The 23,052-nt window shown below is 61.3% G+C and carries 22 protein-coding genes; 12 read left to right on the top strand and 10 right to left on the bottom strand.

The annotated features are described in order from the left end of the window. Positions 1 to 24: 24 nt before the first annotated feature. Positions 25 to 810, bottom strand: a complete 786-nt coding sequence (locus KCG44_RS03245; RefSeq protein WP_218444168.1) for a hypothetical protein — start codon at positions 808 to 810, stop codon at positions 25 to 27. A gap of 64 nt (positions 811 to 874) precedes the next feature. Here KCG44_RS03245 and KCG44_RS03240 point away from each other — a divergent pair, with 64 nt between their 5' ends. Further along, on the top strand, positions 875 to 1,738 hold the full coding sequence (locus KCG44_RS03240) for a 3-hydroxybutyryl-CoA dehydrogenase (protein ID WP_218444167.1): 864 nt from the start codon (positions 875 to 877) through the stop codon (positions 1,736 to 1,738). A gap of 4 nt (positions 1,739 to 1,742) precedes the next feature. Here the strand turns inward: KCG44_RS03240 and KCG44_RS03235 are convergent, their stop codons facing one another. Both KCG44_RS03235 and KCG44_RS03230 read right to left on the bottom strand, forming a co-directional pair. After that, positions 1,743 to 2,762, bottom strand: a complete 1,020-nt coding sequence (locus tag KCG44_RS03235; RefSeq protein ID WP_218444165.1) for a cation diffusion facilitator family transporter — start codon at positions 2,760 to 2,762, stop codon at positions 1,743 to 1,745. 49 nt (positions 2,763 to 2,811) lie between these two features. Beyond that, positions 2,812 to 3,282, bottom strand: coding sequence for a DUF3052 domain-containing protein (locus KCG44_RS03230; protein WP_255536281.1), 471 nt, complete (start codon positions 3,280 to 3,282; stop codon positions 2,812 to 2,814). A 44-nt stretch (positions 3,283 to 3,326) separates the two neighbouring features. Between KCG44_RS03230 and argB the strand changes: the two genes are divergently transcribed. Further along, the gene (gene argB / locus KCG44_RS03225) at positions 3,327 to 4,244 is read left to right on the top strand and encodes an acetylglutamate kinase (protein ID WP_255536280.1); all 918 of its coding nucleotides are present in this window, start codon (positions 3,327 to 3,329) and stop codon (positions 4,242 to 4,244) included. Here the strand turns inward: argB and KCG44_RS03220 are convergent. Next, positions 4,241 to 5,542 (bottom strand): MFS transporter, encoded by a 1,302-nt coding sequence (locus tag KCG44_RS03220; protein WP_218444164.1) that lies wholly within the window; start codon positions 5,540 to 5,542, stop codon positions 4,241 to 4,243. The two genes, argB and KCG44_RS03220, sit on opposite strands and share 4 nt — an antisense overlap. Positions 5,543 to 5,654: 112 nt before the next feature. Here KCG44_RS03220 and KCG44_RS03215 point away from each other — a divergent pair, with 112 nt between their 5' ends. The 4 genes from KCG44_RS03215 to KCG44_RS03200 are packed head-to-tail and all read left to right on the top strand — an operon-like array spanning position 5,655 to position 8,588. After that, positions 5,655 to 6,062, top strand: coding sequence for a DUF4870 family protein (locus KCG44_RS03215; protein WP_218444163.1), 408 nt, complete (start codon positions 5,655 to 5,657; stop codon positions 6,060 to 6,062). 2 nt (positions 6,063 to 6,064) lie between these two features. After that, positions 6,065 to 6,568 (top strand): NUDIX hydrolase, encoded by a 504-nt coding sequence (locus tag KCG44_RS03210; protein WP_218444162.1) that lies wholly within the window; start codon positions 6,065 to 6,067, stop codon positions 6,566 to 6,568. A 38-nt stretch (positions 6,569 to 6,606) separates the two neighbouring features. After that, entirely contained in the window at positions 6,607 to 7,233 is a 627-nt protein-coding gene (folE, locus tag KCG44_RS03205; protein ID WP_218444161.1) for a GTP cyclohydrolase I FolE, read from the top strand. A gap of 5 nt (positions 7,234 to 7,238) precedes the next feature. Continuing rightward, positions 7,239 to 8,588 (top strand): ABC1 kinase family protein, encoded by a 1,350-nt coding sequence (locus KCG44_RS03200; protein ID WP_218444159.1) that lies wholly within the window; start codon positions 7,239 to 7,241, stop codon positions 8,586 to 8,588. Positions 8,589 to 8,632: 44 nt separating this feature from the next. On the opposite strand, the gene KCG44_RS03195 is transcribed toward KCG44_RS03200, so the two are convergent. Then, positions 8,633 to 10,309, bottom strand: a complete 1,677-nt coding sequence (locus KCG44_RS03195; protein ID WP_218444158.1) for an MBL fold metallo-hydrolase — start codon at positions 10,307 to 10,309, stop codon at positions 8,633 to 8,635. 502 nt (positions 10,310 to 10,811) lie between these two features. Between KCG44_RS03195 and KCG44_RS03190 the strand changes: the two genes are divergently transcribed. Beyond that, the gene (locus tag KCG44_RS03190; protein WP_218444157.1) at positions 10,812 to 11,423 is read left to right on the top strand and encodes a hypothetical protein; all 612 of its coding nucleotides are present in this window, start codon (positions 10,812 to 10,814) and stop codon (positions 11,421 to 11,423) included. 45 nt (positions 11,424 to 11,468) lie between these two features. Here KCG44_RS03190 and KCG44_RS03185 read toward each other — a convergent pair whose 3' ends face one another. The 3 genes from KCG44_RS03185 to KCG44_RS03175 all read right to left on the bottom strand — a co-directional run bounded on the left by KCG44_RS03185 (position 11,469) and on the right by KCG44_RS03175 (position 16,733). Beyond that, positions 11,469 to 12,494 carry an SO2930 family diheme c-type cytochrome gene (locus KCG44_RS03185; RefSeq protein ID WP_255536278.1) on the bottom strand — a complete coding sequence of 342 codons (1,026 nt, stop codon included), beginning with the start codon at positions 12,492 to 12,494 and terminating at the stop codon, positions 11,469 to 11,471. A gap of 10 nt (positions 12,495 to 12,504) precedes the next feature. Beyond that, on the bottom strand, positions 12,505 to 13,746 hold the full coding sequence (locus tag KCG44_RS03180) for a parallel beta-helix domain-containing protein (RefSeq protein ID WP_218444156.1): 1,242 nt from the start codon (positions 13,744 to 13,746) through the stop codon (positions 12,505 to 12,507). 83 nt (positions 13,747 to 13,829) lie between these two features. Continuing rightward, the gene (locus tag KCG44_RS03175; RefSeq protein WP_218444154.1) at positions 13,830 to 16,733 is read right to left on the bottom strand and encodes a CHAT domain-containing protein; all 2,904 of its coding nucleotides are present in this window, start codon (positions 16,731 to 16,733) and stop codon (positions 13,830 to 13,832) included. Between the two features lie 151 nt (positions 16,734 to 16,884). Here KCG44_RS03175 and KCG44_RS03170 point away from each other — a divergent pair, with 151 nt between their 5' ends. From KCG44_RS03170 to mscL, 5 genes are all read left to right on the top strand, one after another. Further along, complete coding sequence (locus tag KCG44_RS03170; RefSeq protein WP_218444153.1) at positions 16,885 to 18,636, top strand: N-acyl-D-amino-acid deacylase family protein; 1,752 nt, start codon at positions 16,885 to 16,887, stop codon at positions 18,634 to 18,636. Positions 18,637 to 18,729: 93 nt separating this feature from the next. Continuing rightward, complete coding sequence (locus KCG44_RS03165; protein ID WP_218444152.1) at positions 18,730 to 19,308, top strand: LemA family protein; 579 nt, start codon at positions 18,730 to 18,732, stop codon at positions 19,306 to 19,308. Positions 19,309 to 19,376: 68 nt separating this feature from the next. Continuing rightward, on the top strand, positions 19,377 to 20,141 hold the full coding sequence (locus tag KCG44_RS03160; RefSeq protein WP_218444151.1) for a TPM domain-containing protein: 765 nt from the start codon (positions 19,377 to 19,379) through the stop codon (positions 20,139 to 20,141). Between the two features lie 3 nt (positions 20,142 to 20,144). Then, on the top strand, positions 20,145 to 20,813 hold the full coding sequence (locus tag KCG44_RS03155) for a TPM domain-containing protein (RefSeq protein ID WP_218444150.1): 669 nt from the start codon (positions 20,145 to 20,147) through the stop codon (positions 20,811 to 20,813). Between the two features lie 31 nt (positions 20,814 to 20,844). Next, positions 20,845 to 21,270, top strand: a complete 426-nt coding sequence (gene mscL / locus KCG44_RS03150; protein WP_218444148.1) for a large conductance mechanosensitive channel protein MscL — start codon at positions 20,845 to 20,847, stop codon at positions 21,268 to 21,270. A 71-nt stretch (positions 21,271 to 21,341) separates the two neighbouring features. On the opposite strand, the gene KCG44_RS03145 is transcribed toward mscL, so the two are convergent. Next, positions 21,342 to 22,256: a ParB/RepB/Spo0J family partition protein gene (locus tag KCG44_RS03145; protein ID WP_218444147.1), complete on the bottom strand. Its 915-nt coding sequence runs from the start codon at positions 22,254 to 22,256 to the stop codon at positions 21,342 to 21,344. Beyond that, positions 22,253 to 23,035: a ParA family protein gene (locus KCG44_RS03140; protein WP_218444146.1), complete on the bottom strand. Its 783-nt coding sequence runs from the start codon at positions 23,033 to 23,035 to the stop codon at positions 22,253 to 22,255. The genes KCG44_RS03145 and KCG44_RS03140 overlap by 4 nt, the downstream gene beginning before the upstream one ends. Positions 23,036 to 23,052 lie beyond the last annotated feature (17 nt).

The following is a 23,052-nucleotide window of genomic DNA, read 5'->3' as shown; positions in this document are numbered from 1 at the left end:
ATCCAGCAAGAGACGCGCGGCGGGTCATTCGACCGGTCGCGCGTTTTTTCTGGCCGGGTCATTTAGGTCAGTAAGACTAAAATATGCCCCGCCCTTGCCGTCTGCGGTCAACTTCATCTCAAAGTTGAAGCTATGACCGCAGGCGGATATCTGCCACTGCTCCGTCCAGCGGCCGGTCAGATAGCCGCCGAAAATTCTGGGCCCGAGATCAGCCCGCTCAGCAACGTCACTATTTTCAATCCGGAACGTCTCCTTCATCTGTTCCGGCGCGCAATCTTCTTGCAGCCTCACCGCCATATAAAGGCTGACCCTGCCGATCAGGTCCTGCCGCAGAGTCAGCCAGGTTTCGCTGCCTCCCGGTATTGGCAGGACCGACAGAAATCCGTCCGCGGTTTCCAGAAGGACGATAGACGCACGCGATACGTCCCCGCATGCCATCACATCCGCGTCAACGAGGAATGCCCGGCTGATCTGTCGGGCGCGTACCATGTTTCCCGCACGAATATCGTTCATCAATGGATGCGGTCTGGGTCGTGCCGCCACCACTGCATCTGTGCATAACCCGCTATCGGCAAAATGACTCGACAGGCCCGCCTCTGCCGCCGCAGCGATCGCCGGAACGTCGGGCGGAAACAGGCCGCTAAACCCGGCGATCAGTGGTTCCGGGTCTTTGCCCTCGATCCGCACCGTATCAACCAGAGACGTCTTTTCGGCATCGGTGAAATAGGACCACATGTTCGCTGCCTGCGCGGCGACGGGGGCGGCGATTCCAAGTGTCAGCACACTGCACAGGGCAAGATGAACGTGCATCGGTTGACCTTCCGGGCAAAATTGTGAAGGGCATGCTGCATCGCACAAATCAAATGGATGTGACATGAAGAAAATCGGTATTGTTGGCAGTGGCCAGATGGGCCGCGGCATTGCTCAGGTCGCCGCGCAGGCGGGATATCAGGCGATCATGTCCGATCTGGAACTTGACCTCGCCACTGCCGGCAAGGCCCGGATCGAAACCGGCGTGATGAAACTGGTCGCGCGCGGCAAGATGGAAGAGGCGGCTGCGAAAGCCACGCTTGAGCGTATTCAGCCGACGGCCGATCTGGCCGACTTTGACGATTGCGATTTCATTATCGAAGCGGCGACGGAAGCGGAGGCGATTAAACGCAAGATCTTTTCCATGCTGCGTCCGAAACCCGAAGCGATCCTTGCCACGAACACGTCATCGATCTCGATCACGGGTCTGGCGGCGCACACCGACCGGCCGGAGCAGTTCCTGGGGCTGCACTTTTTCAACCCGGTCCCGGTGATGAAACTCATTGAGATCATTCCCGGCCTGGCGACCAGCCGTGAAACCATCGCCGCCGTGCGCGCTTTTTGCGAAAATATCGGCAAGCTGCCGATCGAGGCTGAAGATCGCCCCGCCTTCATTGTCAACCGGATACTCTGCCCGATGATAAACGAAGCGATCTTCGTGCTCAGCGAAGGCGCCGGCACGGTCGAGGACATCGACAAGGGCCTCGTCCTTGGTGCGAATCACCCGATGGGACCGTTGACGCTGGCCGATTTCGTCGGTCTGGATACGCTTTTGGCTATCATGAAGGTCATGCAGCGCGAAACCGGCGATCCGAAATATCGCCCCGCCCCTTTGCTGTCGAAATATGTCGAGGCAGGCTGGCTGGGCCGCAAATCAGGTCGCGGGTTCTACGATTATTCCGGAGAAACACCGGTCCCGACGCGCTAGCCGCTTACGCTCCCGCAGGGCGGTGCCCGCTGTCGCAGGCGGCACCTGTCCGGGGGTGTGCCACACTGCTGATTTCAATCGTCGCATGATCGATATCGAAGCGTTCGGCGAGCCGTGCGCGTATCGCCGCGCATATTGGTCCAATCGGTATCCCCGTTTCAACGGTGCCGTGTAGAGTGACCATCGGGCGCGCCTGTGTGATCGACCAGGCGTGGACATGATCGACGGCGACCAGGTCCGGCACATGCGCGATCAGATCGTCGGCAATCGTATGGCTGTCGAGCCCCTCTGGTGCCCCCTCAAGCAGGATATGCGCGGATGCCTTCGTCACCGCCCATGCGCTTTTCAAAATGATAAGCGCGACGACAACTGACAAAATGGGGTCCGCAATATACCAGCCGGTCGTCAAGATGATGACCGCCGCGGCGATGGCCCCGACAGATCCAAGCAGGTCCCCCATCACATGCAGCGACGCCGCGCGAATGTTGAGGTTGCCGCTATCCCCGCCCGACAGCAGCTTCAGCGCGATGAGATTGACGACAAGACCGAGCACAGCCACGATCAGCATTGCCGCGCCCAGAACGGGCTCCGGCTGTATGAAGCGCTGGGCGGCCTCCCATATTATGAAGCCCGCAATCACAAACAGGCTGAGGCCGTTGACGAAGGCAACGAGGACGGAAATCCGGTCAAAGCCGTAGGTGCGGTGTTGGTCTGCCGGACGCTGCGCCAGTCTGAAGGCCAGCCACGCCATTGCGAGCGCGGCGAGATCCGTCAGCATGTGTCCGGCGTCGGCAAGCAAGGCGAGAGCGCCCGAGACAATGCCGCCCGCGACTTCAACGATCATGAACGCACCGGTCAACAAGGCGGCCAGGCCCACCGCACGCACATTTTTCGACGTCACTTCGGGCGTATGCGAATGCCCGTGATCGCCATGGCCATGATCGTGAGCATGACCGTGATGCTGATCGCGGCCACGTTGCCCGCCACGTTCGTGATTATCGTCGTGAACCTGATGCGTCTCCATGTGCCTCGCCCTGTCGGAACATGTTGAAATTGTCAAATCTTACATGATGTTATGAGATATCAATGGGTGGTATCATGACGTCGCTTATCGCTGGGTGCTGTCCCCGCAACTCCTTGCGAATGACAGGTTTCAGGCCAGACCAGACGGCATCGACGGCGCAGACCTTGACGTCGACAAACCCCATTGGCAGCGCAATGTCGCGAACGGTATCCCCGGTGACCTCGGAGGGCACTTTCGACGCCTTTTTCGGCCATGACACCCAGACCATGCCATTATCGGCGAGCACGGGCCGCAGTCGTTCGAGGTGATCCGCGAGCGTCTGACGCGCCGTCACGAAAATATGCGCATGGTCAAGCCGCGCCCGCGGCCGTTCAAGAAGTATCGGCTTCGCCTCCCAGCTGTCGATTTCATCCGCAACGCTATCCGGCATGTCCGAACGCCATGTCAGCGCACCATGCTTCACACCCAGCTTTTTCCCCAGCTGCGTTCCTGAATATCCCGCCGAAACCATTGCCGCCATGGATGCGCTTCCTCTCTCTGCCTGCCGCCTTTATAGCGCCGCCCATGACGAATTCGAAACGGCCCGACCACGCCCCGCACCCGGACATGCTGCTGAAGGCGGAAACGCTGACGGAGGCACTTCCCTATATCCAGAAATATGAGGGGCGGATATTCGTCGTCAAATATGGCGGTCACGCCATGGGCGACGCGGCAAAGGCGCTGGAATTCGCGCAGGATATCGTCCTTCTCAAAACCGTCGGTATTCATCCCGTGGTCGTGCATGGCGGCGGGCCGCAGATCGGCGAGATGCTGTCGCGTGTCGGTGTGGAGAGCCAGTTCATCGATGGTTTGCGCGTGACCGACGCCGAAACCGCGAAGATTGCTGAAATGGTGCTGGGCGGCAGCATCAACAAGGAAATCGTGCGCTGGATCGGCAATGCCGGCGGCCGCGCCGTGGGCCTTAGTGGCAAGGACGATCGCATGGTCATCGCGCGCAAGCTTACCCGCAAGCGCCGGGACCCGGGCAGTATGATCGAGCAGGAAATCGATCTGGGTTTCGTCGGCGAACCGGTGGCGGTTAATCGCAGCGTACTCGACACGTTGATCGCAGACGGCATCGTGCCGGTCATCGCGCCTGTCGCACTGGGCGAAAATGGCGACACCTACAATGTCAATGCCGATACGATGGCCGGAGCGATCGCCGGGGCGCTGGACGCAGCCCGGCTGATGCTGCTGACCGATGTCCCGGGCGTGCTTGCCAAAGATGGCAGCCTGCTGACAGACCTTCATCCCGCGCAGGTCGACGCGCTGATCGCGGATGGTACCATCACGGGCGGCATGATTCCGAAACTCGAGACCTGCCTGAGCGCCATTGCCAGCGGTGTGGGCGCGGCCGTCATCCTTAACGGTCGCACGTCGCACGGACTGCTGCTTGAGATTTTCACCCGTCAGGGTGCAGGCACGCTGGTAAAGTCGTCCTAGACGACTTCGGCTGCCTCTTCTTCCGTTTCGAAGCGGACGAGCGCGCGTTTTAACTGAACGGCCAGTGGTACCACGGCGATATTGATCACGCCGATAAGCAGCAGCACCTCAATCTCTGACATGCCTGCCGTCAATAGTGCGCCGGCACCAAGCGCACCGACCATCATGAAAGCGCAATTGACAATATTGTTACCGGCGATCACGCGCGCCCGTGCCGCCGGGTCGCTGCGCATCTGCAGGATCGTGTAGAGCGGTACGATAAACGTCCCGCCGCCGATCGCGAGCAGGGTCAGATCACCGAGGATCCGCCAGTTGCGCGCGCTCGCCAGAAAGTCGGCAGGACCGGCCAGCGCCGCGCCCGGCGCAGGTGACGGGATTGCCGACACTGAAAAATACAGGTCCAGGATGGCAACGCTCATCAACACGAGCGATACCGGCAAGGTGCGTGCGGAGACGATGCCTGACAGCACCTTGCCAATGACCAGCGACCCGGCCGCCAGCCCCACTGAAAACGCCGCCAGAAACAGGGTCGCCACCGGTTCCGTCCCGCCGAGCGCGCCTTTCACGAGCGGTATGAACAGGCTGGTGAACACTGTCCCCAGCGCCCAGTACCAGCTGATCCCGATCACGCAGAGGAGTAAATGGCGTTCCGCGGCGACATATTTCAGCACGCCCCAGCTGCTCGCGAAGATATTGATCTGGATGACATGTGCCCCCGGCTGCGGCGGCGCATCGGGAATGCCGCGCGATACCAGCCAGCCGATAATGGCGATGACGACGATGCCGGCCATGGCGATGTCCGGAGTGATAAGGCCGCCGACGATCTGCCCGGTCAGGACGGCAAGAAACGTCCCGGCTTCGACCAGGGCCGTACCGCCCGTCACCTCCTTCTGGCTGAGGTGCTGCGGTAAAAGCGAGTATTTTATCGGACCGAAGAACGTCGATTGCAGGCCCATGGCGAACAGCACCAAGAGCATCAGCGGTACGGAGCCGACCCACATGGAGGCCGCGCCCGTGGCCATGACCAGAATCTCGAACGCCTTGATCCGCCGCGCCGCTTTCGCCTTGTCCACGGCGTCCGCGACCTGCCCGGCAAGGCCGGAAAACAGCACGTAGGGCGCGACGAACACGCCGGCCGACAGCGTCACCAGCTGTGCGGCAGCGGCCGGATCGTCCGCCACGATCTGATAGGTGATCAGGAAGAGCAGCGCCGTCCGATAAAGATTATCGTTGAACGCATTGAGAAACAGAGCACCGAAAAGCGGCGCAAAGCGGCGGCGGGTAAGAAGCGCGAACACGCTGGATCTGCTATGCGCTCGCGCGCATGCTGACAAGCTGCGTAGGGCATGCGATGGACTTGTGCCGCGCAGCTTGGCAATTTGCGGCGAAACATTTCAAGCGGAGGGGAGCATGAACGAGACAGAAAATGAGGGCCGGGAGACACCGGCCGCGCGCCCGTCGGCGTCGCCCGGCGCACTTGACGACATCACCGGAAACAAGCCGCTTATCACCGGCATCGCCATGCTCGCCGGGGTCGTGACGGGCGGACTGACGACATTGGTCGGCGGTATTCTCGCCTATGTCTTCAAAGGCGAAGTTGAAAAGGGAAGCTGGGAGGAGACCCACTACCGCTATCACATCAGGACATTCTGGGGTTCCGTCATCGGCGTCGTGGTGTCAACGATACTGACGATTGTCCTGATCGGCTTCCTGATGTTCGCACTGCTCGCTGTCTGGCTGGTCGTGCGCTGCGTATTGGCGCTCATCAAGGCGGGCGAGCGGAAACCGATGCCCAGCCCGGATAGCTGGCTGTTCTGAATATGACCGCCGAAACGGTCTGGCAGGGCCGGTACATTACCGTTCGCAAGGACGGCACGTGGGAATATGTCGACCGGGCGGAGGGCCTCGGCGCTGCCGTCATCATTGCTGTCACCGATGCTGAAGAGCTGATCCTGATCGAGGAGTACCGTGTGCCGCTGGGGCGATCCTGCCTCGGGTTTCCCGCGGGCATAGTCGGCGACGACGTCACGGACGAGGAACCGGTGCAAAGCGCGCGGCGGGAGCTGGAGGAGGAGACCGGCTACCGCGCAGCGCGAATGGATGCGCTTGGCTCCTTTGCGTCCTCCCCCGGCCTGACATCGGAAACCTTCACGCTGTTCCGGGCCGGCGGCCTGACAAAAACTGGCGACGGCGGCGGTGTGGACGGGGAGGACATCATCGTTCATCTGGTACCAATCCGCGCCGTGCCTATCTTTATCGAAGAAGCGCGCGAACGCGGTCTGGCCATCGACGTCAAGCTCATTGCCTGCCTGCGGCTTTTGTGAAGGTTGCCGATTTTTGATTCAGCTGTAGGGGAAATGGAATGACCGACTCCCCCCGCAATGGCGACCTCGTCGCCAGTACCGACCGCGACGCCAATGTTCCCGATGACGTGCTTAGTGCCATTCGTACCCTGATCGAATGGACCGGCGACGATCCCGAGCGTGAAGGCCTGATCGACACGCCGGGCCGCGTCGCCCGTGCCTGGAAGGAATATTGCCAGGGTTATGGCGAAGATCCGGGCATCCATCTCGCCCGCGTGTTTGAGGAGGTGGGCGGCTATGACGAACTTGTCCTGCTTCGCGATATACCGTTCCAGTCGCACTGCGAACATCACATGGCGCCCATCATTGGCAAGGCGCACATCGCCTATCTGCCGCACCACCACGTCGTCGGCATTTCGAAGCTTGCCCGTGTCCTGCACGGCTATGCCCGCCGTCTGCAGGTGCAGGAGCGCCTGACGGCCGAAGTCGCCGACTGTATCTGGGACAGGCTCGCCCCACAGGGCGTCGCCGTCGTGATCGAGGCGACCCATGCCTGCATGACCGCGCGCGGCGTCCGCACGCCCGGCGTTACCATGACCACCAGCCGCATGATGGGCTGTTTCAGGGATGACGAAAAGAGCCGGAAGGAAGTGCTCATGCTGATGGGCGTGGCCGATAAGGGCTAGCGGCCATGACCTCCCATACCGGGAATGACGGCGATGGTGACAGCCGCGACAAGACCCGCGCGGTCCCAAGTGGGCGGCTCTCCCGGCTCAGCACATTTGGGCGCCTGGCGGCAGGGGTCGCGGGCGGAATGGCGTCAGAGGGCGCAAAGCGACTCGCGCGGGGTGAACGACCCAGCATCAGCGACATGATGCTCACCCCTGGGAATGCCGTGAAGGTGGCAAACCAGCTCGCGCATCTGCGCGGCGCGGCCATGAAGCTGGGACAGATGATTTCGATGGACGCAGGCGACATGCTGCCAGCGGAACTCAGCCAGATTCTGGCGCGGCTGCGCGATCAGGCAAACCACATGCCGCCGCGGCAGCTGAAGGAGGTGCTGGGTCAGGAATGGGGCCGTGACTGGCGCAGGCGTTTTCGGCATTTCACGCCCCGGCCCATCGCCGCCGCGTCCATCGGGCAGGTGCATCGCGCACAAACGCCGGACGGGCGCGATCTTGCGATCAAGGTGCAATATCCCGGCGTCAAGGAAAGCATCGATTCCGATGTCGATAACGTCGCGACGCTCCTGCGCGTTTCGGGCCTGCTGCCCAAGGCGCTTGATATCGGCCCGCTGCTCGCTGAGGCGAAGACGCAATTGCATGAGGAAGCCGACTATCTGCGCGAGGGCGCACAGATGCAGGCTTATGGAAAGCTGCTTGCCGGCGAAGACGCGTTTGTTGTGCCCGGCCTGGACAAGGAATTCACCACCGGCCGCACGCTCGCGATGACATTTATCGACGGCGTACCGATAGAAACGCTCGCGGCCGCGGACCAGAGCGTCCGCGACGGGGTGATGAACAGCCTCATTGACCTCGTGCTCAGGGAGCTGTTCAGTTTCGACCTGATGCAAACCGATCCGAACTTCGCCAATTACCGTTATCAGCCCGAGACCGGCCGCCTGGTGCTCCTCGATTTCGGCGCGACGCGTGCCGTCGAGCCCGCGACTGCGGACGGCTATCGCCGCATGCTCGCCGCGGGACTGGGCGGCGATGTGGACGATATCCGCAACGCCGCCATCGCGGCCGGTTTTATCGGCCCCGGCGCGGTCCAGCGCCACAGACCGCTACTGGACCGCATGATTGCGGTCATCTCAGAGGAACTTACCCGGGATGGCCCCTTCGATTTTGGTGACCGCGCTTTTGTACGGGTACTGAGGGAGCAGGGCATGGAGATGGCCGCCGACCGCGCCGCCTGGCATCTGCCCCCCGTCCATACGCTTTTCGTGCAGCGCAAAATCAGCGGTACCGCTCTTCTTGGCGCACGCCTGAAGGCCCGCGTCGACGTCCGAACGATGGTCACCGAGATGCTCGCCGGTTAAGAGCGGCACAATGTTGTACCGGGGGCTAGCGCCGCCGCCCATGGTCATGTCGATGTGGCCGCGCTCTTGCGCCGCTTCTTCTCGCCATCGGCTGCATGTTTCGACGAGCGGTAATGAAGTGGACCGTCATTGCGGCCCTCCAGCGTATAGACATCCCAGCGCCGCGAATCGCTGGGTTTCTCCAGCATGTAGGCGATGACAACGCGCTCACCATCCGACCTGAGGTTGATAGAGCCATAGACCGTGACATTGCGTTTGCGCGCCGTGGACAGCTTTTCATCGGCCTGCGCCTGTAGCGCCGCGCGCTTTACGGGATCAGGTTCCGCCTGCGCCCGGCCCTGAAGGTTTGCGCCCTGAAACCAGGGCGAATCCTTGCGCGACAGATATTCCGGCGCGCTGCGGGCAAGTTCGGTGCTGAAGACCAGCGACCGCTCCCCCCGCCCATGATGGCCGACCGCGCCTAGTGTATCGCTTCTCGGGTGCCCGTGGCTCTCTTCGTCGCCGGACGAGATGATCGTTGCCGCCGCATTGATCGCCGCCAGAAACCGGTCGGTAAAGTCGCCGCTGCCATGGTGGCAGGCCTTGGCGACATCGGCGCCGAATATCGGCCGCGCTGCCTGCACGACATCCGTGTCCGTAGGATCGGCGGGCTCGTAAACGGGCAGGCCGGTATAATGTTCGAGCAGGAACATTTCCGCCGGGCTGTTCAGGTCGCCGCCGAACAGCAGCGAGAATCTGCCGTAAATCAGTTTCAGCAGAACGGAATGTCCGTTCTTGGTCTTGCCGGAATTCATCGATGTCGTGTGCGCCTGCGCCTTGTCCGCAAAGGTCCTGAGGCGCGGCTTGCCATCGGCAGTGGGCTCGACTACCGGGCCGATGATCTGAATGGTGCAGGCAGATCCGCTATCCGGCGCAAAACCCGGCAGGTAGACGCGGCCGCCGAAACGCTCGCCATGTTCCGTTGACAGCATGGCAATATCGGGAAACCGCCGCTCACCCGACGCATCGACCGCCGTCTGCGCGCGGTTCAGCAGGTCAGGATATTGTTTCGCTCTCCCAGTCCTGGCGCTGACCCAGTGTTTCCGGTTCGACAGGAAAGCGGATAGCGCCGCATCGTCCTCGATCAGTCCAGTCAGATAGTCCTGCTTGTCTTTGCCACCGACCGTTTCCCGCGGGCCAAGCAGCAGGTCGCTGGCGCTTGACTGTCTTCCCGCGGCCGAGATTGCGAATCGCTCGACAATACCATTGTGCCAGATATGCGCGGCGCGAAAATTCTCGTTTGCGACCAGATGACTGACGCCGAAATAGTGGTCCTTGTCCGGATGGGTGAGGATAACGCCGTCAAAGCCGCTTACCGCACCTTTGAATCCGGCAAATCGCCACTCGAGATAACGGCACATATTATCGCCCACGCCCGCATCGATGACGTATTTTCGGTCGTCGGGCGTCACGAGCAGCACCCCGTCCCCCTGACCCACATCGACGAATACGACTTCGAGCAGCTGTTTTTCGCCAAGATCCTCTGCATGCATATAGCCGGAGCGGCCGCGCACCCGCACCGGCACCATCCCCGCTAATTTGCTCTCGATGAAATCAAGGTCGTCGTGATCCAGCGTCGGCGGCGGAGATGCGGAATCTTCGGGATTTTCGGGCGCGGTCCGATAATCATATGCCGTGATCTTGACCCAGTCGCCCCACAGCAGGTGTTTTACCTTTTTCATACCCAGGCGCCCGCTGGATTTTCGATAAAAATCAAACACAAACGACGTCGGATAGCCGGAATAGGCGATATCTCCGGGCTGGAACGGCATAGCTTTTCCCCTGCTCGTGAAATCATGATCACGCACGCAACATCGCTACACATGCCGCCAACAGGGACGGACCGAATTTTCAGTCGTCCTTTATCGCAGCAGGATCCCCGGCATAGCCCTCCTTGCACTTTGTATCCAGTTGCCGCGCGATACGGGCGGCAGCACGCGCGTTTCTCTCTCACGGCGTCTTTTGATATTCACCTTTGAATTTGTGGTCCGACGATGCGCGCCCGAGCGGTTGCAGCGCAACGATCAGAAATGTTCGCGAATGCACCCACAGGATCCAGAACTGTCGGCAAATTTTACATTATCGCCAGTTCTCAAAATGCACATTTATCGAAACCACTGATTCCTATAATTATTGCTATGTCGGCATAAATCTTGCTTCTCCTTGTAAAAGGGAGATTCTACCATGAACATCTTGTTAAAATCAGCAATCGCCGCGCTCGTCACAACTTGCACGGCTCAGGCTGCAACTGCGGCACTTACCACCTATGCTGACCGGGCAAGCTGGCAGGGCGCTGCGGGCGCAACCATATTTGAAGATCTCAATGCGTTCGCCGCGGACGATATTCAGCCGTTCGACGTTGGGCCATTCACGGTTTCCGCTGTCGGCGCATTTGCGGGCGACAATGGCATCGAAGCGTATGACCCTAACCCAAACGATATCCAGCAGGACCGCAATATCGACGGCACCACATATCTCAGCCTGGACGTTGACGATACGGTCATCACGTTCACATTCGACAGCGCAATTTTCGCGATCGCCTGGGACCAGGTCAGCACCGTATCGAATGTGGACATCAATATCGACGGCATGTCGGCAAACCTTGGCAGTGGTTCGTTTTTCGGTATTGTGAGCGACACGGCGTTCACCTCCTTCACGCTGACAGGAATCGACGGTGCCTTCGGTCTCGATAATATCGAATTTTCGAATGCGGCAGCCGTTCCAGCTCCGGCAGCATTTGGCCTGTTCGGCCTCGCGTTACTCGGCCTGTCCGCCGGACGTCGCTTCAAACGCTGATTGTTCTCACGCTTCGACACCGTGTCGAAGCGTGACAGCACGCGCCTATTCGATACCGGCAATCCATTGCCGCACCAATTCCACGCCTCTGTCGTGGCGCTGCGTGCGGGCGAGTTCAGGCATCATCACCCCGGGCTCCGTTGATTCCATGCGGAACAGCAGGATCGAATGATCCGGCTTGCCGGGTGCGATGCCGACCCTGCGGCCGCCGGACCCGCGCCCGGCCGCGACGGGACCCTTGTTGATGCCCAGATTGGCACCCTCCGGCGTTTCCCAGGTCAGGAACATACCGCTGTTGGACGCGGGGCCGGCGGGGTTGTGGCAGTGACCGCAATTCACGTCCAGATAGGCGCGGGCGCGGCCCTCGATACTGGCGGTTTCGTCATCCCATGACGGCATTGCCGGTACATCCGCCGGCACGCCGGTCAGCATGCCAAGGCTCGCCAGCCGAGACAGATTGGTCTCGCCCTCGAACATGCCGTTCAGATTGCGCGCCTTGGGGCCAATCGGCATCAGCTCGCCATCGACGGCGTGACAACCCTTGCACTGGTTCACGTTCGGCACGCGCCAATCCAGCGCGATGGGCGCGCCCGCGTCGTCGCGGCCCGCGACCTGGACCTTCGCCCCTACCTTTTTCAGCGCCGCCGCCGTGTCGCCGGCGTCCCAGACATAGGGATAAGCGGCCCAGCCATCGGCCTTTTTCACCAACAGTCGCGTTTCGATCATGTCGAGCGAACCATCGGCGCGCGTGAAGCCGAAATGCTTCACCATCGCACTGCCAACGGGGAATGCCAGCAGACCCTCGCCATCATAGGAAAGCGCCGTACCATCCGGCACATAGATGTAGCGCGCCTTGTCCGCATGGTCGGAGAATAGCGGCGTGTTCAGGCCATATTTCACGACGCGCGGCGCGGGCTTTGACATGGCCGCGTCCAGAAACAGACCATATTCGGCAAAGTCTTTCGCGGGTGCGTCCGCCATCAATGCCGCATCGTCCACCCGCGGCGAAGGCGCAGCCGACGTCAGGTAAATGGCTGAACCAGCGATAAAAATGATGCGGCGTGACGTCATGGTGTCAGGCTTAGTCCGCCATGGCGAGCTGGGGCTTTGCCGTCATGCCAGGCTGATCCTCGGGCAGCATGACAGGCGCGGGCTCGGCAATACTGGCGCGGGCACTGGCCATGCTGGGCTGTGCGTCCGCGACATCGGCGCCCGCGACCGCCAGGTTCAGCGAGACGGCGGGGGCGTCGAACGACATTCGCGCCGCCTCCTCAATCTTCGCATCGCCGCGCATGAAAGCCGCACTGCCGTCCCACATCACATCGGGGATCGCGCCGCCAAGGGCAGCGGCCAGCGCCGCGCCGCCATCGAATTTGGGGTCATACCCGCCCCGGGCCATCACATTGTCGCGAACAACGACATCGCGCGCGAGCGGGTTGTAGCGTTCATCGGTGAATTCCTGCGTGTAGCCAACGATCATGACATGCGCCGATGAATTCCCATCCAGAAAATTGTTGAAGATGTGCACATTGCGATTTGCCATCACCATGATGCCAAGGCCCTGCGGCACACCTGCGACGATGTTGCCGGGGCTCGCGAAATTGGGCGTGTCATTATTGACAATGACATTATCGTAAATGCGCGTCGAATGACCGCCGACCATCGGCAGGTCGGGCAGGTCGAACACCAGAATGCCGCCGGTATTGTGAAAGGCGAAATTGCCGTAAACGTCTGCGTGGGTGGAATTTTCGATCTCGATCCCCGCCACATTCTGATGCACGCGGTTGTTGCGCACGACGATATTATCCGATTGGCCGACATAAATCCCGGCATCGGAACAGGCGATAACTTCGCTATTCTGGATCAGGATGTTCGTCGATTCAACAGGATAGAAGCCATAGGCGCCGTTCTTGGCATCTGGGCCATTGGTCCATTCCGCGCGTAGATTATCGAACGTCAGACGATCGGACCCTTTGGCCTTTATCGCGTCACCGCGCGTGTCTTCGATGGCAAAGCCGGTCAGCAGCACACGGTCCGACGTAACCAGAAGGCCTTCTCCCGCGCCCGTCTGTCCCTTGAAGCTGAGAATAGTCGCATCCGGCCCATCGCCCCTCACCGTGACGCCATCGACGTCAAGCGATAGCCCGTCGTCCAGCGCATAGGTTCCGGCGGACAGATGCACGACATCCCCCGGCTCGGCTTCGATCAGGGCAAGCTGAATGGTCTCCTGCGCCTCATCTGACGGTGTGATGTGGAACGTCTTCGCGGCGAGCGGCGTCGCCGCCAGCAGGAGCGCCGCGGCAGCAATTTGATATGTCGTCATCACTCATTCCTCCCCAGGATGATGTCATTATCGGCCGCGCATGCGCGGACTGCAAGCTACGCCCAATTGACAGGGTCGCGGGATCAGCGCGTGTAGGTGCGACTTCCGGTGCCGACATGCACGAACGGCGCCCACAGGGCCGGATGTGCTTTTCTGGCGTCCCCTGAGTCGATGAGGGCCAGCATGGCCTGACGCAGCGCCTCGGCGGCGTCGCGGTCGCCCGTCACCGCACCGCGCACCGTGGGCACGGTCAGATCAGCCGCCACATCATCCGCCACCTGCCAGTGCGAAACCAGCAGATTCCGTGCCCCTGCATAAAGAAAAGAGCTCGCCAGCCCCGTCAGCCCCGCCGCGTCCGTCCGGTCTGGTCCGCCCGTATTGCAGGCACTTAGGATCACCCAGGCCGCGTCCATATCGAGCGCGGCGATCTCGCTTGCCGTCAGAAAACCGTCACCGCCTGCGCTGGGGCTCAATGCGAGCGCCGGTTCCGAAAGTCCCGCGATTTCGCCCTCCAGCAGGCCGTGGGTGGCAAAGGCGATCACATCGGCGGGCGGCGTCAGGGCGGCCGACACGCTCGCCTCATCCGCGCCGTCCGCCGTCAGCAACACGGTATCGCGCGCGGAAATCGCCGTGGCGATCGCGGCAAGTTCCGCCGCTGCCGCAGGAAGCGGCGGCAGGTCCTCCAGCCGCGATGCCCCGGCGGAACGAAGCAGGACGGCCTGTCCGCCCGGCGTGAGGCCGCTGAAATTCGGGGCCCCCACCGCAACGACGCGTCCCGCCCGTGTTTCCGCGGGTCCGGCAGCCGCGGGCAGCGCGGACAGAGACACCACCGTCGAAAGGCTGCGATGCCGGATCAGCCAATCCGCGTCTGACAAGGTTCCGGACGCAGGCCGGGGTGCCAGCATGGCAAATGGCAGGCGCGACAGCGCCCCGGACGCCGCAATCCGCAAATGCCGCACATCTTCCAGCGCGTGGGCGATGTTTCCGCCAAGAAGGGCATCATGCAGCGCAGAGACCGGCTGGAAATTGAACGCCGCAGCGGATCCGGGCATATTAGCCAGGACGCCGCGCGCCGCGCCGTCGACACCAAGCGCCGCGCGGGCGTCTGCGACCAGGACGGCAACGTCGCACGCCGCGAGCGGGCTCGCGCGAACCACGACATTGTCAGGCTGCACCAGAACAATTGCCGTGTGGTCCCTGGCGGGTACGGCCAGCAGCAGCGCCTCGCCGCTGGTTAGACTGTTCTGCACGGCGGTTAGCGTCGGCAATGCGTCCTCGGTCGCCAGCCCCGCGGCGACGGCGTCGGCATCGTCCGCCCTGAGCGCGGAAATCCTGCCATTCAGCTCAGCCAGACGTGCGGGCGACGCGCCATTTGCAAGTTCTGAAAGATACATTCGCGACAGGCGCAGCCGTTCTTCGCGCCGGTCCTGAACGACACGCAGTTCAGCGCGCGCCGCCGGGCCCAGCTCCATGCGCAGCGCCGCCGCCCGCACCGCGCGGTCGGCGCGGGTCGGTAACAGCCGCGCCGCTGCCGTGAAGACGTCCTGCGGATCATTTGTCAGCAGCGCGGCTTCCAGCGCCCAGACCAGACCTTCATCGATTTCCGCCAAACTCTCCCCGGCCAATTGCCCGGATGCGGCAAGCTCATGCCGAAGCGCCGCCAGCCGGTCGGCCGCCGCAAGCGCCCAGCGTGGATCGCCAACGCCCGCCGCTGCCGCCAGCTGGCCCAGCCGGACTTCACCGGCGATGCGGTCCGCATTCTCTTCGGGAAAGACCGCGCGCCGCGCTTCCTGCGCCGGATGGTAAGCGGCATAGGCGGCGGCAGGGTCGCCCGCGCGCTCCTCTATGCGGGCAAGCAGCGACGACGCGGCGAGGCGGTCACGGTGCGCCGCCTCATTTATCGCCTCATGCACATCCAGAACCGCCCGGGCAGACGTACGTGCGGCCTCCAGATTGCCAATTGCCAAATGCGCCTCACCAAGGTGGCGTTTTGCGAGAAGAACATTATCCGCCTCTGGCCCGAGTTGGTCTTCCAGGGGAGGAATCACAGATTCGAGGAGCGCGAGCGCCTCTTCCGGCTTGCCGCGCGCGATCAGCGTGCCGGCAAGCGTGGCCTGGTAAGAATATGTTTCCTGCCGCTCTGGTCCAACGTCCTGCATGATATCGACAGCGCGGCGCTGCGCGGCCTCCGCATCGGCAAGCAGGCCGCGTTTCGCCGCAAGTCCCCCCAGCGTGTTATTGAGCAGCGCCTGAAACTGGTGGCGCTCCGGCAACATAGCTTTGCCCGCTTCAACTGCTTCCAAAGCGGCACGAAAGGCCCGCTCCGGCTGACCGGCGCGGTCCAGATAAATGGGCCTCATCGCATACCATTGGATTGCGCCCGGCACGGTTCCTTTCAGTCTCGGCGCAATCGTAACAGCTTCATCAATCAGAGAAACCGACCGTTCATATGCACCCACCTCATTCGCGGCGTTTGCGGCATTGAGCAGAGCCGCGCCAAGCTGCTTCATCGCTGTCGGGTCGTCAGGGGCTGCAGTATGTTGCGCGCGCCGCTGCGCCAAAACCGCATCGGCCATGTTCACCGCATCGGCAGTACGGCCCGTCTTCATATAAAAAACGACAAGCGCATTCTGCGAAGAAATCAGCGCGGCACGATATTCAGGCAGATGGAGCGACAGCGCCTCGACCGATCGCTCCGTACGTGCAATCGCCGCCTCGACATCGCCGCGATAATATTCAGGTATCGCTAGCTCAGCGTCCACGTTGACGACTTCCGGATGATCGTACGGATAGATCGATTTTGCATAAGCCAGAGCGGCTTCCCACGCCGCGTAATTGCGCTCTGTCTCTGCGGCCGGGTCGATCGCGTCAGCGGCGGCTTTCAAAGCCTCCAGGCGCACCGTTTGCTCGGCTGTCGGTGCCGCCAATGCCGGCACGGAAATGACGGCAGACATGATCGCCGCAAGCAGCACAGCAAAAAGACGCATCACAAGAGTCCCCCAACTCATACCACGAGATGGAAAATGCGCTGCTTTCCTGGGCCTGTCTACCCTCAATGGACCAGCCTCTATGGGATTGTGTAGCTTGCGCAGAATGCCATTGGCGGGAATTATGGGCTGAGGACTTGGGAGGTTCATCATGCATGATATCGTCATTCGCGGGGGCACGATCGTAGATGGCAATGGCGGCGCGCCCTTTACCGGAGACGTCGCCATCAATGGCCAGCGGATTGCTGCCGTCGGTGACGTCACCGCGGAAGGCAGGACGGAGATTGACGCCCGCGGCAGGATCATTGCGCCCGGCTTCGTCGATATCCACACGCATTATGACGGTCAGGCGACATGGGATCCCGAAATGGCACCCTCCTCATGGCACGGCGTTACCACTGTCATCATGGGCAATTGCGGCGTCGGCTTCGCGCCTGCCCGGCCCGACCGGCATGACTGGCTGATCGGCCTGATGGAGGGGGTCGAGGACATTCCCGGCACTGCCCTTGCCGAGGGCATGAGCTGGAACTGGGAAACCTTCCCCGAATATATGGACGCGCTGGAGGAACTGCCGCGTACCGTCGATGTCGCCACGCACGTGCCGCACGGGGCCGTTCGTGCCTATGTCATGGGTGAGCGCGGCGCCGCGAATGAAGCGCCCACCGCCGACGATATCGAGAAAATGTCGGCTATCGTCGAAGATGGCCTGCGCGCCGGTGCGCTCGGCTTCTCGACCAGCCGCACGGTGTTACACAAGAGCATTGACGGCGAACTGGTGCCGGGAACAACCGCCACGAAGGACGAACTGATCGGCATTGGCCGCGCCATGGGCCGGGTCGGGCATGGCGTCTTCGAAATGGCATCCGACCTGAAGCGCGAATGGAATGAGTTCGAGTGGATGGGGGAGCTTAGCCGGGAAACTGGCATGCCCGTCACCTTTGCAGCGCTGCAATCCATCGCCAAGGACCTGCCGCTGGACGAGCAGATCGGAGCCATGGCTGCGGAAAACGCCGGGGGTGCGCATATCGTCGCCCAGATCGCCCTTCGCGGAAACGGCATATTGATGACGTGGCGCGGAACCGTGAATCCCTTCCGCCTGAAACCGGCCTGGGCCGAAATCGAGGAGCTTCCCTGGGAAGCCCAGCTCGCAAAGCTGAAGGATACGGCTTTCCGGCGGCGTCTGATTGAAGAGCCTGCCGTCTATTCCGAGGATCAGACGGACATCCTGCCCGTGCTGATGGTGATCACCGAGGGATGGCCGATGCAATACCGGATGGGCGACGGCTTCGATTATGAACCGGCACCCGCCCAGTCCATCGCAGCGCTTGCGGAGGCGGCGGGCCAGCATCCGGCAGAATATGCCTATGACCTGCTGATGCAGGATGACGGCACCGGCTTCATCTATCTGCCGATCCTGAACTATGCCGACGGCAATCTGGATTTTGTTCGCGACCTTTTACGGCGCGACGATTGCGTTATTTCGCTCTCGGACGGCGGTGCGCATTGCGGCACGATCTGCGACGCGGCATCGCCGACGTTCCTACTGGAACACTGGGTGAAAAACCGGGAGCGTGGCACAATCCCGCTCGAACTCGCGATCCAGCGCCAGTGCCGGGATACGGCGCGGCTATATGCGCTCGACGATCGCGGCACGCTGGAGCCCGGCATGCTCGCGGACGTCAACGTCATCGACATGGACGCCATAAAGCTTGGCAAGCCCTGGCTGGCCTTCGACCTGCCCGCAGGCGGCAAACGCCTGCTGCAGCGCGCCGATGGTTATATGTACACGATCAAGCGCGGCGAACTGACGTTCGAGGACGGCTCGCCGACCGGAAAACGCCCCGGCCAATTGATCCGCGGTCCGCAGGACGTGCCGGAATCGATGCGCATGGCGGCAGAATAGCGAGCCGGTTGCGATCTTCATTGCATAGAGGGGTGGTTTCGGCAATAAGCCGTGTATTACCTTGCTAAGACAATTGCTTTGAAAGGTTTCGCCATGCGTAACATCCTGCTCGTTCCTGCTGCGGCCCTCGCGCTGTCGGCATGTGGTATCAACTCCGTTCCCACCGCCGAAGAAGCCGCGAAAGCGCGCTGGGCCGATGTCGAGAATAATTATCAGCGGCGCGCCGACCTGATACCCAATCTCGTGGAAACGGCAAAAGGCTTTGCCGCGCAGGAACGCGAAGTTCTGGAATCCGTCACGCGTGCGCGGGCGTCCGCGACACAGGTGAATCTTGACACGGGCGACCTTACCGATCCTGCAAAGATGCAGCAATATCAGCAGGCGCAGAACAATTTGTCGGGCGCGCTCAGCCGACTGCTCGTGACTGTCGAGAAATATCCTGAACTGCGTTCCAACGAGAATTTCCTGATGCTGCAGACACAGTTGGAAGGCACGGAGAACCGCATTACCATCGCGCGGCGCGACTATAATGCGGCCGTCCAGGCCTATAATACGGAGGTGCGCACATTCCCGAGTCTGATCGCTGCGCGCTATATTTACGACGCCGAACCCATGCAGCCATTTGAGGCCACCAGCGAAGGCGCCGAGGAAGCCCCCACGGTCGAATTCTAGGCTGTTCAATGGCGGTCGGATATATTTCGCGAGGGCAACAGGCAGGACCGCATTTCATAGCGGTTCTGATGATGATCGCACTGTGTCTGATATCCGGCGCCAGTGCCGCCGCGCAGACCTTCCCTGCGCTGACCGGGCGCGTGGTCGATCAGGCGAACATCCTGTCACCCGCAACCGAGGCTGAACTCACCGCCACGCTGGAACAGCTTGAAAAGGCGACGCAGCGGCAGCTTGTGGTCGCCACCGTCACCAGTCTTGAAGGCTATCCTATTGAAGATTACGGCTTTCGTCTTGGACGAGCGTGGGAAATCGGTGATGAACAGCGCGATGACGGTGCGATTTTGCTGGTCGCGCCGAATGACCGGAAAGTCCGCATCGAGGTCGGCTACGGCCTTGAGGGGGTGCTCTCCGATGGTCTCAGCTTCCTGATCGTCAACAGGGAAATCCTGCCCCGATTCAGGGATGGCGACATGGAAGGCGGTGTCCGCAGCGGTGTGATGTCACTGGCGTCACAAATGGCCCTCCCGGCGGACGAGGCGGCCGCCAATCTGGCTGCCGCTGACGCTGCCGCGCGGGATCAACGCGAAAGTAGCGGCGACGGCGGCTTTCCCTGGGGTCTGATCTGGATTCTGGTCATCATCGCTTTCAATGTCTGGTCGATGTCGCGGCGGCGCGGCGGCAGGCGGCGGGGCGGCGTGCTGATATGGGGCATGCCCGGGTTTTCAGGCGGCCGATCATCTGGTGGCGGCTTTTCCGGTGGTGGTTTTTCGGGCGGTGGTTTCTCAGGCGGCGGCGGCAGCTTCGGCGGCGGCGGCGCGAGCGGGGGCTGGTAGGCGATGGCACTTCCCCATGAAGATCACGAGCGTGTCAGCGCCGCGATTGCCGATGCGGAAACCCGCACGGCCGGTGAAATTTTCTGCGTTTTCACGGAAGCTGCGGACGACCATGCCGTTGTGCCGCTCGGCTATGCAGCGCTTGCCGCCCTGACCATGCCGCCGATCCTGCTTTGGTTTGGCATCCTTGACCCTGCCTGGCTGAACTTCGGATGGTCGGACTCCGATCAGGTCGGGGTTCGGGAAATGGTGACACTTTATGTCGCCTGCTCCGCGATCCTGTTCGCGGTGACATGGCTGCTCGTTCAGATAAGGTCAGTCCGCTATCGCCTTGCGCCCGCCTCGCTGAGGCAGACGGCTGTTCACCGTGCTGCCATGGAAACTTTCCTGTCGCACGGAATTCACCTGACCGATGCGCGCACGGGCGTACTTATCTTTCTGTCACGGCTCGATCGTCATGCTGAAATCGTTGCAGATGACGGCATTTACGAGAAGGTTGACGAAGGCATCTGGGGCGATGCGGTCGCAGCGATGCTGGGGGCAGCGCGCGCCGGTGACATTGGCGGCGGATTCGTACAAGCCATTGAAATCACCGGTGTGGTTCTCGCAGAGCACTTTCCGCCAGGAAGCACAAATCTTAACGAGTTACCAGACCGATTAATTGAAGTTTGATCATGTCAATTCAGAGAGGGGGAGCCCCAATATGATTTCGGATTTCAAGGATTTTATCATGAAGGGCAATGTCCTCGACCTCGCGGTCGCGGTCATTATCGCCGGGGCGTTTGCGCTCATCACGACATCACTGACGCAGGACATTATCATGCCGGTCGTCGGCGCACTCTTCGGCGGCGTCGACTTATCCAACTATTTCTTGATCCTTGGTTCTGTTCCAGAGGGTTATGAAGGCTCCGTGACCAATTATGCAGAGCTGAAAGAGGCCGGGGTCGCGATGCTTGGCTATGGCCAGTTCATCACCGTCATCGTGAATTTCATCATTCTGGCCTTCATCATCTTCATTCTGGTTCGTCAGGTGAAGAAGTTGGAGAAGAAGAAGGACACGGCGGCACCCGCCGAGCCAAGCGAGGAGATTCTCCTGCTGCGTGAAATACGGGACAGTCTGAAGAAATAGTTGAGGACATTCAACAAACCCCGCGCAAACAATGGCGAGCGCGGGGTTTGTTTTACCAAATTTGCGTAAGATCAGATGTTCGTGGCTGTCAGACGGGCCACCAGCATATCCAACTGATCGAGATCGCGGTACCTGATCGTCAATTGCCCGCCCTCACCGTCAAATTTCAACCGCGCCAACAGGCCCGTCGCATCCTTGATGTGGGCCTCAAGTTCGACAAGGTCGGCATCCCGCTCCTGTGCTGCCGCGCCGCTGCGACGGGAATTGATCTTGCCGCCGGGGCCTTTCACGAGCACTTCGGCGTCACGCACATTCAGCCCGCCCTCGACAATTTCCTTCGCGAGCCGTTCCGGTTCGTCAGTGCCGATAAGCGCACGGGCATGGCCCATGGCGATCTCACCGCGATCCACCATTGCCTGAACCGCAGCGGGTAATTCCAGCAATCGCATCAGATTGGCGATGTGGCTGCGGGATTTGCCGACGAGGCGAGCAACCTCCTCCTGCTTATGCCCGAATTCGCCGGTCAGACGGCGATAGCCTTCGGCTTCTTCAATCGCCGAAAGATCTTGCCGCTGAATATTCTCCACCAGCGAAATCTCAAAGGCTTCACTATCTGATAGGTCGCGCAGGACGATTGGCACGTCATGCAGCTGCGCGGCCTGCGCCGCGCGCCAGCGCCGCTCGCCAGCAACGATTTCGAAGTTTCCGCCATCCAGCGGACGCACCAATATGGGTTGCAGCAGGCCCTGCCGCCTGACCGACTCAATCAGTTCGCCCTGGGCGGTTTCGTCAAAGCGTTTGCGCGGCTGTTTGGCATTTGGTTTAATCCGCGAAATCGGCACCATCTGCCCGCGAAAACCGCCGCCGGGAACCGCAGCATTGCTATCCTCGCCAAGACCAGGCCCAACTTCATCCAGCAGCGCCGACAGGCCGCGGCCCAGACCCGGGCGTCGGCGCCCGAGGCCGCTTTTCGGATCTTCACTCATGCTGCCAGTACCGTGGGTTCAACCCGGCCCAGAATTTCACGGGACAGTGCGATATACGCCTCCGATCCCGCGCAGCGATGATCGTAGATCAGGGCCGGAAGGCCGTGCGAAGGTGCCTCCGACAGGCGCACATTGCGTGGGATGTTCGTTGTAAAAACGGCGTCACCCAGACAGGCTCTTGCATCTTCCGCCACAAGCTCTGACAAACGATTGCGGCGATCATACATGGTGAGTACGACGCCAAGAATCCGCAGACGCGCATTGAATCCGGACCGCACCCGCTCAACGGTCTTCAATAGCTGGCTCAGCCCTTCAAGGGCGTAGAATTCGCACTGCAGCGGAACAATGAGCGCATCGGCTGCGACAAGCGCATTGACCGTCAACAGACCAAGCGAGGGCGGGCAGTCGATGAGGACATAGTCATATCCCACATCAGTCGCTGCCTTCAGAGCCTCATCCAGTTTGTGGACACGCGACTCCATTGCGACCAGCTCGATCTCCGCCCCCGATAGATCGACGGTCGCGGGCACGATATCGAGGCCGTCAATTCGCGTGGCCTGTGCGGCCTCGCCAATTGACGCGTCACCAAGCAAGACATCATAGCTGGTGCACGTCCGCCCCGTCTGACCAATACCCAGTCCGGTGGAACTGTTTCCTTGCGGATCCAAATCGACAATCAACACCCGGCGACCACTTGCCGCCAAGCCCGTCGCGACATTGATTGTGGTCGTGGTTTTGCCGACGCCGCCTTTCTGATTTGCAACGGCCAGGATGTTCATGAGCGTTCACCGCATTG

Source organism: Pacificimonas pallii (assembly GCF_019204005.1).
Lineage (GTDB): Bacteria > Pseudomonadota > Alphaproteobacteria > Sphingomonadales > Sphingomonadaceae > Pacificimonas > Pacificimonas pallii.
Note: the sequence above shows the minus strand (reverse complement) of the source record. Positions and strands in the feature narration are given on the sequence as shown.